9 protein-coding genes are annotated in these 12,847 nt (G+C 50.9%); 7 read left to right on the plus strand and 2 right to left on the minus strand.

From position 1 onward, the window contains the following. Together AC0QH1_RS05070 and pgl are read right to left on the minus strand one after the other, a co-directional pair. The coding region (locus AC0QH1_RS05070; RefSeq protein ID WP_324629824.1) for a zinc ribbon domain-containing protein at positions 1-453 on the minus strand (453 nt) is incomplete at its 3' end. 308 nt (positions 454-761) lie between these two features. After that, on the minus strand, positions 762-1,481 hold the full coding sequence (pgl, locus tag AC0QH1_RS05075) for a 6-phosphogluconolactonase (RefSeq protein ID WP_324629825.1): 720 nt from the start codon (positions 1,479-1,481) through the stop codon (positions 762-764). A 244-nt stretch (positions 1,482-1,725) separates the two neighbouring features. Here pgl and AC0QH1_RS05080 point away from each other — a divergent pair, with 244 nt between their 5' ends. From AC0QH1_RS05080 to AC0QH1_RS05110, 7 genes are all read left to right on the plus strand, one after another. Then, positions 1,726-3,048, plus strand: coding sequence for a TIGR04283 family arsenosugar biosynthesis glycosyltransferase (locus tag AC0QH1_RS05080; protein ID WP_324629826.1), 1,323 nt, complete (start codon positions 1,726-1,728; stop codon positions 3,046-3,048). 452 nt (positions 3,049-3,500) lie between these two features. Continuing rightward, positions 3,501-4,319 carry a hormogonium polysaccharide biosynthesis protein HpsJ gene (gene hpsJ-B / locus AC0QH1_RS05085; RefSeq protein WP_324629827.1) on the plus strand — a complete coding sequence of 273 codons (819 nt, stop codon included), beginning with the start codon at positions 3,501-3,503 and terminating at the stop codon, positions 4,317-4,319. Between the two features lie 726 nt (positions 4,320-5,045). Next, positions 5,046-5,912 (plus strand): glycosyltransferase family 2 protein, encoded by an 867-nt coding sequence (locus AC0QH1_RS05090; RefSeq protein WP_324629828.1) that lies wholly within the window; start codon positions 5,046-5,048, stop codon positions 5,910-5,912. A 439-nt stretch (positions 5,913-6,351) separates the two neighbouring features. Beyond that, complete coding sequence (locus AC0QH1_RS05095; protein WP_324629829.1) at positions 6,352-7,092, plus strand: DUF502 domain-containing protein; 741 nt, start codon at positions 6,352-6,354, stop codon at positions 7,090-7,092. A 29-nt stretch (positions 7,093-7,121) separates the two neighbouring features. After that, the gene (nusB, locus tag AC0QH1_RS05100; RefSeq protein WP_324629830.1) at positions 7,122-7,754 is read left to right on the plus strand and encodes a transcription antitermination factor NusB; all 633 of its coding nucleotides are present in this window, start codon (positions 7,122-7,124) and stop codon (positions 7,752-7,754) included. Positions 7,755-8,539: 785 nt separating this feature from the next. Beyond that, positions 8,540-10,288 (plus strand): signal recognition particle-docking protein FtsY, encoded by a 1,749-nt coding sequence (gene ftsY / locus AC0QH1_RS05105; RefSeq protein ID WP_324629832.1) that lies wholly within the window; start codon positions 8,540-8,542, stop codon positions 10,286-10,288. 938 nt (positions 10,289-11,226) lie between these two features. Further along, a complete protein-coding gene (locus tag AC0QH1_RS05110) occupies positions 11,227-12,645 on the plus strand; it encodes a PP2C family protein-serine/threonine phosphatase (RefSeq protein ID WP_324629833.1) in 1,419 nt (472 codons plus the stop codon). Positions 12,646-12,847 lie beyond the last annotated feature (202 nt).

Here is a 12,847-nt window from a genome sequence, read left to right on the forward strand (position 1 = left end):
CGGAGTGGGAGCCGGAGTGGGAGCCGGAGTGGGAGCCGGAGTGGGAGCCGGAGTGGGAGCCGGAGTGGGAGCCGGAGGCGGTGCGGGTGGAGGAGGAGCCGCACTTGCCGCTACTGGTTCAGCTTCCACATCGGGAACGCTGGTGCTGGGTTGATTCTCCTCAGACTCAGGCTGCATGCCAGAAATCGGATCGGGTTGGATCGATGGCTCGGGTGCTTCTTGTTCGGGTGCGGAAACCTCAGTGGGTGGCATTTCTGGGGCTTGTGCTGCTTGTTCTTCTTCAGAATGACTTTCCTGGAGATTATAGCCACACTGACCGCAGAAGGCGGCATCGGTTTGCACCGTTGCGCCACAAGAAGGACAACTAGTGGTTGCCGGTAAGGGGGTCAAACAAGACTCGCACTGGGTTGCGCCTTCTGGATTTTGGTGGTTGCAATTCGGACAGACAATCATCGCAGTTTTTTCTCCCATCGATTCGGATCGTAAGAAGAGTAGGGATTTACCCGCCTCAAATGGTCAGATTTTACCCTGGCTCAATGCTTTACCGAGAGTGACGCGGTGGTGCCGATCGCAAGCGTAGTGCTTTTTTTATCCCCGCATATTGCTCTAAGCGCTTCTAATTTCAGCTTCAGACGCTTGCTTTCGGGGGAATAAGATTTTCCCCTAATCGTGCAAGGCATGGCAATGGAAATCGGAGGTGAAAGCACGCTCGCTTCACTTATCAGCTTCACTTAAACTATTCCGCCCAATATTCACTTAAGTTACTTCACCTGCCGTCCGGCGGCTTCATCTAGCAGCCACCAGAGTTCTCCCTGGGGTTGAACGAGTCGAGCCGGATAGGTGAAATCATCTGCGTCTGAGGCAAAGATTTGCGCTAAGGCGTCTTGTTTTCCGGCACCGGACACCAGGAAGATAACACAGTGGGCTTGGTTAATTAGGGGGACGGTAAAAGTAATGCGGGGGTGTCCGTCTTTATTGCCCACCGTGACCGGGGAATCGCTCACTTTTAACGCTGGGGTCTGGGGAAAAAGTGAGGCGGTGTGAGCGTCGTCGCCAATTCCGAGCAAAATTAAGTCAAGGGCGGGAAATTCACCCGGGGGCACTTGAAAAAATTGTTGCAACTGTTGTTCGTACTGCTTGGCATCGGCTGCTGGATCCCCCGCACCAGTGGGTATGGGGTGAATGTTGGCGGCGGGGAAATCCACGGGATCGAGCCAAGCTTCACAAGCCATCCGCTGATTGCTCTCAGGATCCTCTGGTGGCACGTAACGCTCATCCCCCCAAAAAATATGAATTTTCTCCCAAGGCAGATCGCAAGTGGCGAGAGATTCATACAGGGGTTTGGGCGTGCTACCCCCTGCTAGAGCAATCGTGCAGCGATCGCTCGCTTCCAAGGCTTGTTGAATTTTCTCGCGCACCACCTGGAGCGATCGCCCAATCAACGCCGTCTTATCCGGTAAAACTTCAACTCTTTTATTCATCAAAATAGAGAATAGCTGCTATTATCCAATAGCATTCTGACATCCTCCCGACACCGACCCTGACGGGTACGGTACTCGGTTCCTCCTGGAGCGAGCCAACTTACGCCACAAGCTCTCGCTTATCGCATAGAGGTCCAACTCTCCAGAGGCGTTTCCTAGCTTAAATCTAGCGCAATCAAACCCCATCTTCTTCTCCCCATACGACAATTTTAAAATAAAGAACGCAAGTTATGGGTCAGAATTGATGATAGATCCCCACAGTTGCCGCGATCGCGCCCTAGTCTTTACCCGTTATCCCACCCCCGGACAAACCAAAACTCGCCTAATTCCCACCCTCGGTGCCCAAGGAGCGGCGCAGTTGCAACGCCAACTGAGCGAACATACCCTCGCTCAGGTCAGACAACTGCAAAATTTACAACCCGTTACCATCGAAGTTCGTTTTGCGGGGGGTACTATCGAGCAGATGCGAGCTTGGTTGGGATCCGATCTGCTCTACAACCCCCAAAATAACGGAGATCTCGGCGCGCGTTTGATTCAAGCCTTTGAGGAAGCCTTCGACGCCGGCATTGAGCGGGTGGTCACCATCGGGATTGATTGCCCCGCCATCGACGCCGCCCTCCTTTCTACCGCCTTCGATCGCCTGCAAGATAGCGACCTGGTACTCGGCCCTGCGGTGGATGGAGGATATTACCTCATCGGTTTGCGCCGACCGGTGCCGGAATTATTCACCGGGATTGATTGGGGGACGGGAGAGGTGTTGCAACAGACAGTGGCGATCGCTCATTCTTTATCCTTATCGATTGACTATCTCCCCCAACTGCGCGATATCGATCGCCCCGAAGATCTGCCGAGTTTACCACCCGATTTTCAACTCTCCCCATTGCCTCCTTTAATTTCGATTATTATTCCGGTACTCAATGAAGCCGATCGTCTCGAACAAACCTTAGGACGAACCAAAGCAGGCACCCATGTAGAAATTATCGTAGTGGATGGCGGGTCGGAAGATGGAACCCGCGAATTAGCCGAATCTTGTGGGGTAAAAGCGATCGCCTCGCATGCATGTCGCGCGCGGCAAATGAACGCCGGTGCTGCTGTGGCGCGCGGGGAAATTTTGTTGTTTCTCCACGGCGATACTCAATTGCCAAGGGGATATGATACCGTGGTGCGCGAGGTGCTGGCAGTACCGAGAGTGGTGGGGGGTGCCTTTGAACTGAAAATCGATTCCGCACGACAGGGTCTGCGGTGGGTGGAACGAGGGGTAAAGTGGCGATCGCGCCTGTTGCAAATGCCCTATGGCGACCAAGGCATATTTGTCCGCGCCGATGTTTTTCGAGAACTGGGGGGATTTTCACCCCTGCCGATCGTGGAGGATTTGGAATTCATCCATCGGTTGAGAAGGCGGGGCAATATTGCGATCGCGCCGAGTTCAGTTCTAACCTCAGCACGCCGATGGGAAAAACTCGGCGTGGTGAAAACTACCGCCATCAATCAAGCCATCCTGATTGGGTATTATCTTGGTGTCCCACCGGAGCGTCTGGTTAACTGGTACGGTCAATGGGTAAACTAACAACGGCAGGCTTCCGCGCGGCGATCGGCACCTTTGCCAACCCACCGATGCCCCAAGTCCCCCGGTCTGTTTGGATTCTCTAATGCAGGGGGTAACGGCCAGCAGATCCCAAACCCGAAAAAATAATTTTTTTTTTAAGTTTTCCGGTAACAGGGAGTTAGAGGCTTGGGTGCTTCCAGTTTTCAGTTTAAACTGAAACTGAGATAGTAAATATTGACCCCGAGCGGGAGCGGCAAAAGCCCCCAATTCTCCCCGTGCGTACAGGTTAAAAACTTCGAGTCTGTCATTGCCCACCCCTTGCATGCTTGCCGTCCAGTGTCACCGAAGCGAGTAAATCCCACACGGTAGGGGTCTCAACTTTTTTCCAGCGATCGTGGGGAAGTGGTAAACCCCGCCCCGCTTTCCTCTGCCGATTGACAATAATCTCGGGAGTTTTTAGCAGGTTAGATAAAATGAATCAACATTCTGTAGCTTCAATGACCCTGAAAGTGGTCGGGGTAATTTTAGTTCTGTCGTCATTATTAGATTACCTGCTACTTGCCTTTCCATTCAATCCTTTGGAGAGACAGTGGCAGTTGACCTATACGGCTCAGCTCGTGGAACGAGGCATCATTCCTTTAGTAGGAATTGCTTTTCTATTAGCTGGATTTTGGATGCAAAGTAGCGAAGGGGCTAACCCATCGAGACGCAATGCCTTGCAAGACCTTCGGTTTTGGGCTTTTTTGCTGTCTACAGTTTTAGGGCTTGTCTTTCTGTTGCTATTCCCCCTACATCTGAATAACGTTCGCCTTCAACGCTCTGACACGTTGCAGGAAATTCGGGAACAAGCGGTCGAGACAGAAGCTCAAGTGGTCAACCGCCTGGGTAATGAAAATGTGGAAACAGAAATCGAACGGCGGCGCAGTGCCTTGGGCGGTCAACTGCGCGAATTGCTTTCTGACCAACAGCGACTTGAGGAAGCATTGGCCAATCCCGAGGTACCAGAACAGGAAAAAGAGTTACTGCAACAGTTGAGAGAAAATCCAGACCAGATTGACCAGTTTCTCCAGGAGCGATTTAGCGTGGAGTCGCTTAGCGAGCAACAGGTGAGTCAAATTCGCGAGCGTCGGGAAAACCTGGAAGCAGAAGCGAAAACCAGATTGACGAAGCTTGCTTTACAAACGGGAATTAGTAGTTTGCTCTTGGCCGTTGGCTACAGTATCATTGGCTGGACGGGTTTGAAAAGTATGGGCACTTCGCGCGGTGGTCGTCGCAGTCCTAGCCCTCGCTAACAAGTCGGGGATTTTCGCTCGGAGAAAATCCCCGCCGCAAGTGGTATTTGAGTTCGATCTCCGATCGCGGTTCGGCCAGAGGTTTTCTCCACCGTTCCGTTTTGGGTTGTCATCAAAGTGGGAAGAAATAAAATAGCAATTGTGAAGACAATCGAAAGCGAATTTCGGGAATTAAAGTAGGTTGAATAATGTCGAAGCTGTGACAAAGAAAAGAGGGTTGATAGCTAACCTAAATGGGCAAAAAATCTAAGTTGCCAACTTCTGAAATCAAAGTAATGGCAGAAAATTAAAAGGAATAAATTTGCCTATTTTTCAGGAGTTGAGGAGAGGATTAAGTGGGGGGAGAAAAGAGAGGATTGAAATCCCAGGAGGGAGAAAATTTCAAGGAATTCAGAGTAAAGATGAGAGAAAATTGAGGAGAAAGGAGGAATGGAGTTGGCATTGAGAAGTAAAAATATGTAGCATAAAGTACAATAGAGACTAAAGCAGTGCCGAGCGATCGCAGCTCGGTAAACGCGCTCGCTCGACGCCCCACCTGCCTAACCTATCCGGTAAAGTCAAGGCGGCGTTGAAACTTCACCTGAGAGGGGTTGAGGACACCTCCTTGTTAGCAAGTTATCAGCCAAACTCCCGGACTGGATAGGGTGACAAAGTTGGCTGACAATCACCATTCTCGGGTGGGTTTGTACCATTAGAGTCTTTGCGCCTTATTGGCAGCAGCCGCACATGTTTTCAATTTATATCCTTACCTATAACGAAGAAATTGATATTGCACCTTGCATTGAGTCAGCGATGTTATCCGATGACATCATTGTTGTGGACTCGATAAGTAGCGATCGCACTGTGGAGATTGCCAATCGATATCCCGTCCAGGTGGTACAGCACGAGTTTGAAAGTCACGGCAAACAAAGGACTTGGATGCTCGAGGAAATTCCCACCAAGCACGAATGGGTGTACATCCTAGAAGCCGACGAACGGATGACCCCCGAACTGTTTCAAGAATGTCTCGAGGCCACAAAAAGCGAGGAATTTATCGGTTACTATGTCGCCGAACGGGTCATATTTATGGACCAATGGATTCGTCGCAGTACCCAATATCCCCGCTATCAAATGCGTTTATTCCGCAAAGATAAAGTCTGGTTCACCGACTACGGGCATACCGAACGGGAAGTTTGTGACGGTCCGACGGGATTTCTCAAAGAAACCTACCCCCACTACACTTGTAGCAAAGGATTAAGCCGCTGGCTGGAAAAACACAACCGCTATTCCAGCGATGAAGCCAAGGAAACCCTGCGCCAATTGGAAAGCGGAGCAGTATCCTGGAAAAATTTGTTTTTAGGATCCTCAGAAGTGGAAAGAAGGCGGGCACTCAAAGATTTGTCCTTGCGTTTGCCCTTCCGACCGCTTTTGCGCTTTTTGTACATGTATCTTTTGCTGGGGGGGATTTTGGACGGGCGTGCAGGTTTTGCCTGGTGTACCCTACAAGCTTTCTACGAATATCTGATTTTGCTAAAAGTCTGGGAACTGAAGCACGCCCCAGAACCGCGCATAGAACCGGAGCAAGTACAGGCTACTCCTTCCAGCCAATCTTAAACCGGGTAAAGGTTTCCGGTGGGGCGGAGCCTCGGGAAAAGGCAAGGGATCCCAACTGCTTCCGAGCAGTTCGTGCGAATTTTGACAGAATTCTTTACAATTTTAAGCAATCCCACTAGGGAATTTTTTCAAGTCCTGCTTGGGCGGGAGGTTTGTCTTCTCATAAAAACCATCCGAAGGCTCCTTTCGCGGAAGCAGGCAACAATTGAGTCGCGGTTTGGCTGAGTTCCTGACATCGGGTCGCGGAACTTCTGTGGATTGAGGCACTGCTTTGGTTTCCTCAAACCACGGTAAAAGGGTTGACGAACTCAAATCAGCCACCAAAAATGGCAATAGGGGTTTGTTTAACTCGCTCGGCCAACCGCTGGTTAAAAGTGAAATGTTAGAGGGAAAAATTGCGATCGCGCAATTTTCCCCATCAAAGGAGAGTGGGTGACCTGTGCTCGAACGCTTTAAGCAAGACTTAAAAAACGATCTGATAGCCGGACTACTGGTGGTCATTCCCCTGGCAACTACTATCTGGCTGACGATTACAATCGCCAGATGGGTGATTGATTTCCTCACCAGCGTTCCCAAGCAGCTCAATCCGTTTGATAACCTGCACCCCATTTTAGTCAATCTGCTGAATTTGGGAGTGGGCCTAGCGGTGCCTTTACTGAGCATTCTGCTGATCGGATTGATGGCTCGCAATATCGCGGGGCGATGGCTGCTCGACCTTGGGGAGCGAGTTTTACAGGCTATTCCCCTAGCCGGCTCGGTTTACAAAACCCTCAAGCAACTGCTCGAAACCGTGCTGAAGGATTCCAACGATAAGTTTCGCCGGGTGATTTTGGTCGAGTATCCTCGCCGGGGAATCTGGGCGATCGCTTTCGTCACTGGAACCGTAACCACGGAAATTCAATCCCACTTGTCCGGTTCGATGCTCAGCATTTTTATCCCCACCACCCCCAACCCCACTAGCGGTTGGTACGCGATCGTTTCGGAGGAGGATGCGATCGACCTTTCCATGTCGGTGGAAGATGCGTTTAAAGTCATTGTCTCTGGTGGAATTGTCAGCCCCTCGGCTAGAGGTCCTTTACCTTTGCCTCCTTCTAACAAGCGCAAACTGCACGAACTGAAGAATGAGGGAAAACACCAGGCGATCTCCACTGAAGAACAACCCGAAGAAGAATATATCTAAACCCCAAGCCGTTTAACTCAACAACCATTATGCAACCCCGACGAATCGCCCGCGAACTCGCTCTGCTTTCTCTCAGTCAAGTCTCTTCTAATTTGGAAAAACTCCACCAAGAACAGCTCTCTGATTTGGTCCTTGGAGCGGTTCGCACCCTCACCCAGGAAGTTCACGATATCCTGGAAACCGCTGCCTCCGAACTCAAACGGGGTAGCGATCGCCTGATCGATAGCGAAATTCAAGCCACCACCGTCAAGAGCGCCCGGGCAATGGTTTCCGATGCGATCGAACAAACTCAAACTGCCATTAACCGGGTGGGCATGGCAATGGAATTGCCCGAATTCATTCAACTCACCAACCAAAAAGAAGTCAAAGCCTACGCTTTAGAAATTCTCAGCACCGTCAAACAAGAGCGCGCTGAAATTGACGATCTCATCAGTAACTCCCTGGTTAACTGGCAACTCAATCGCATCGCCCGCATCGATCGCGATATCTTGCGAATTGCTGTGGCTGAAATGCACTATCTCGGCGTTCAAGACCGAATTGCCATTAATGAAGCCGTGGAACTGGCAAAACGCTACAGCGGCGAAGATGCTTATCGCTTTGTTAATGGTGTCTTGCGTCGGGTCAGCGATCGCCTGAAAAACCGGATTCCCCAAAACACGTAACTGATGATTCTTGTCAGGTGGCCGATTTCTCCCCAAATTCGGCTTGCTCCATTGCAGGCATCTCGCCTGCTTTAGCCAAGAAAATCCAGATGTTAATCGCGCTCCTTGCCTCTCGTTAATCCCCTGTAACTTGCCACCCAATCTCTCGTGCAATTCACTCAATTTTCCCCTCTCATCCGCACAACTTTCACCGATTCACTTTTGCGCTGTTGAGCGTCAATTAAATCAAACGCAACTCTACTCTCTAGCCTCTACAAAAAAATCTTGACGCTACTCAATCCAAACCCCAAGCTTAACCGAACGTTAAAGGTGGTTAAAAAGCCCACACAAAGCTATTTTTTACCGTTAAAATCGTCGGTATAAATTTAAAAAATCCAAACCTAAACCCTTTTCAAACCCAAAAAATAAAAAGTCGCAAAGTGGGGAGTTGCACGAGAGGATTTATCGACCCCAATCGGGAGAAATTGAAACTAAAATTTCAGTGCCCGAGAGGGGTTAGGATGAAACGGAAACGCGAGCTAGAGAGATATCGGGAGAGTGGTGCAATCGCGGGAGGAAGGAGCTAAATCCAGGCAAAATATTTCAAAATCGGGAATATTTTAACCGATTAATCAAACAAAAAACCATAAAAAAACGCTGTTTATTGGTAGATTGAAGTCTGAAACCTACGTTAGGTAAATTCCAGTCAAAAGTCCGCACAGCTAAGAGAAGCAATTTCTAAAGCTTCTCTAAAACGGGAGAAAACCCGCAAAAAATACAGCAACAGTTTAGGTCAGGTCAATACTATGGTGTTTAATTGGTTCCGCCGTCAGTTTGGTAGCGAAGAAAAAAAACCGGAAAAACAAGCAGAACCAGCCACAGAGCAGGTTCAAGCCGAACCCTCATCCGCAGATGCCTCGGAGGAACCCCCCGCCGAAGAGGGAGAAGATTATCTAAGCTGGGCGAAAGCGGCTTATAAAAACATTCAAAAACAACAGACCGGGGAAGAAGAAAAGACAGAGATAGAAGAGTCGGTGGAGGAAGCGCCGATCGCGCAAGCAGCGGAAACACCGATAGAAGAAGCCACCGCCGAAACCAGGGAAGAAACCTCCCCAGGGGCAGAAGTTGCCGAGGCACCGGTAGCCGAGGAAGCGCAGACAGAAGCGGTAACAGAAGCAGCAGCGGAACAGGTGGAAGCCGCGCCCACCGTGGAACCCACACCGACCGAGGCGATCGCACCGGAGACGGCGGAAACGGCAGCGGTGGAGAACGCCACCGAGGAAACCCCTGTAGAAGTCGAACCAGAAACTGCGCCCCCCCCTGCCCCAGCAGAGCCCGTATCCGAGGAGGTTTCAGCCACAGAATCCGCCCCCGAGACGGAAACGGCGGCGGCTCCCACCTCCTTTTTAGCCAGGGCGCAAGCGGAACGACAAGCGAGGCTGGATCGATTGAGCGAAAGCGCGATCGAAACGCCCACCGAGGAGCCAGCAGCCCAGGGTGCGGGAACTGTGGCTCCCGGGACAGGGGGCGCGACCATTTCCGGATTAACGTTTGATGAGGGATTTTTGTGGTCGGCGGAAGTGCTGGCGTCCCAAGGTCGGCGTCCGGATGAGATTTCGATTGAAGAAATTACCTGGCTGCAGAAACTACGCCAGGGGTTAGACAAAACGCGGCGCAGCTTGATCAATCAGTTGCGGGCGATCGTGGGACAAGGACCGCTGAATAAAGAAGCGGTGATGGAAATCGAAGCAGCGCTTTTGCAGGCGGATGTGGGAATCGAGGCGACGGATGCGATTATCGATGCCTTGCAGCAAAAGCTTAAAGAAGAAGCACTCCCGCCCGCCGAGGCGATCGCCTACCTCAAACAAATCCTGCGCGATATGCTCGATCGCCCCTACGCCAACAACTACAAACCCATCTTTGTCCCGGAAAAAGACCGACTCAATGTCTGGCTGATTGCGGGGGTCAATGGTGCTGGGAAAACGACCACGATCGGCAAAATCGCCCATATTGCCAAAAAATCCGGTTACTCCACCTTAATTGCCGCCGCCGATACTTTCCGCGCCGCCGCTGTGGAACAGGTAAAAGTGTGGGGACAACGCTCGAATGTGGAAGTGATTGCCAATCCGGTGAAAAATGCGGATCCGGCGGCGGTGGTGTTCGATGCGGTGTCCGCCGCTCAAGCGCGGGGGACGGAATTGCTCCTGGTGGATACCGCCGGACGCCTTCAGAATAAGAAAAATCTGATGGATGAATTGGCGAAAGTTCGCCGGATTATCGATAAAAAAGCCCCGGATGCGGTGGTGGAATCGCTTTTGGTTTTGGATGCGACCCTGGGTCAAAATGGGATGCGCCAAGCACAAGTTTTTTCGGAAGCGATAAATCTCAACGGCGTTATCTTGACAAAACTGGATGGAACTGCTAAAGGTGGCATAGCGTTGGCGATCGTGCAGCAGATGGGTCTGCCTATCCGCTTTATCGGTGCGGGTGAAGGCATCGAAGATTTGCGCCCCTTTTCTAGTTATGAGTTCGTGGAAGCGTTAATCAGTGGCTAGCTTCCTGGGGAAGCCTTTGGGAAGGTCTAGATAACCGCATCGGCGATCGCAACCCTAGGGGCGATCGCAACCCCCTCTCGTTCCCAACGCGCCGATCGCACCCATTATTGCTGCAAAGGGGGCGATCGGCGCGTTTCTGCTTCGGTTAATTTTGTCGCCCCTGTTCGAGGTTTTCTCAAGGCAACTCGAACCTAGTGGCGCAGACAGTTAAAACAAACGATGAACCCCTACGAATTCATAACGAATCAATTCAGCAAGGATGTACATTAATTTCCACCCTTGCTTAGGGAAGCTTTGTGTTGGTGGCGGTGGGAGTGCAGGAGGGCGATCGCGGAAAATCCCCCCAGTTGTAGATTGGCAGGATAGGAAATTGGCGCTATGATTATTTCAATCGTTGTTAAAGGGATTCAAGTAGAACCTCCCCTCGGTTCTGTTGCCAATCATCCCCCATTATTTTAAAAGCTCTCTCCCGGGCGCTACAGGCGGCAAAACTCGCGTTCGCCCTGACAAAATATCCAAAGCGTGAGGGGTGAGGATTTGTGTCACTGCACCACTGGGCGCGAAGCATTGAAATTCAAAGAGAGTGGGTACGAGACTCTGGAACGGAAAATCAGATTCGAGGCATGAGGTATCAAATCGCCTGATTTTTCTGTAACTGGCAACTTTAACGTCCTGCTGTAGGCGTTGGGGTAAAATGCCGATCGCCAAAGCGGCAAAAATATTAAAATTTCTTTAAACTCCGAGTGGCCGCATCTGGCCGCGCTCAATTCCGAGAATATTAAAACAATTTGCCTCGAAATCCAGCAGGATTGCGCCTCTGGCACCTAACCCTTGCAAAAATGGCGCAGGAAATTTATAAAAACACAGTAAGCTTTTGGGGGAGTGCCCTCTGAAACCCGAAAACCGCGATCGCTCATATTGATTAAAAGCGTGACTCAATGACTTCTGTACCTATTCCAAGACAGCCATTTCAATCTACTGACCCTCCCAATGCCGGGGGAAACCCTCCCGAAGGAACGCCAGTATTTGCCCTCAAAGAACTGGTGGCACGTTTACATCGCGAACAAAAGAAAGTTCAAGATTTACTCTCTTCCCTGGGATTTGCCCTGCGAAGCTTCAATAATCTCAATCAATTTTTGGAGCTGATTCCCCTGGTGGCCAGTCGCGTTACCGATGCCGATGGGGGAGCGCTAATTCTGTTTAAACCCAATGGTCAGGTGCGCCTGCAACAGCTCCACTGTCAGGAAGGTCACGAATGTCAAGATATCCGCCAAGCTCTGGAAGCGGTGACGCGGCAAATGATGAACGGTTCGGGAGTGGCGGGCGGACCGAAGGTTCCGCCTTCGTCTTTGGATTATCAAGTCAGCCACTATGTCGGGTCGGATGTGCATTTGTTTGGCACGGCGATTTTGGTAAAAAATGTGGAACGGGGCCGATTGTATGTGTTTAGTCGCGACCCGGACTACAGTTGGACGCCGACTCGGCAAAAGTTGGTGCGGTTGGTGGCGGATCAAACTGCTGTGGCGATCGAAAATGACGAGCTGACGGTGGAACTGCGCAAAAAAGAACGCTTGGACCGCGAGTTAGAAATTGGTGCGGAAATCCAATTGCGCTTGCTCCCGCGTCAATGCCCGAAAATTCATGGGGTGGAATTAGCCGCGAGTTGTCAAACGGCAAATCGGGTGGGGGGGGATTACTATGATTTTATTCCCACCAGTCACGATATTGTTAAGTCTAAAAACAACGGGGGCAAACCCACCGGGCGGTGGAGTGTGGCGATCGGCGATGTGATGGGAAAAGGGGTTCCGGCGGGCTTGATTATGACCATGACCCGGGGGATGTTGCGCGCTGAGGTCCTCAATGGTCATTCTCCCGCTCGGATTCTCCAACATTTGAATCGGGTCATGTACGCGGATTTGGAAAATTCTCATCGGTTTGTGACCCTGTTTTATTCCGAGTATGACCCGAAAACTCGGGTGTTGTCTTATAGTAATGCCGCTCACAATCCGCCGTTGTTATGGCAGGCTTCTACGGGATCGCTGAAGCGTTTGGATACTCTGGGAATGCTGATTGGTTTGGATTCGGATACGCAATATCAGGAGGGTCAGGTGCAGCTCTATCCGGGGGATACCATCGTGTACTATACGGATGGGTTTACGGATGCGAGCAATCCGCAAGGCGATCGCTTCGATGAAGAAAATTTGGTGGCGGCTTTTCAATGGGCCTGCCAACACTGTAGCGGTCCGCAAGCAATTCTCGATTATCTGTTCGAACAAGTCCGCCTTTTTATCGGTCCGGACAGTCAAAATTCTGATGACATGACGGCGATCGTCATGCAAATTACCGATGAAGATTAGTGGCCGATGGCAAGGGATGTCCCCCTCGTCGGCGACCCTGCGCGTGCGCGATTCCCACCTACTCTTCCCATTTTACCCCTCATGGTTCATACTGAAGTTTTCATTTTCTACCCTGATGTCAAAACTCTGTCAGGAACCCCATCCCTAAAGGGAGGGGCTTGGTAAGACTTTATTTTCCCAAGCTCACCTGACCAGAAGACCA

It is taken from the genome of Phormidium sp. CCY1219 (assembly GCF_055795085.1).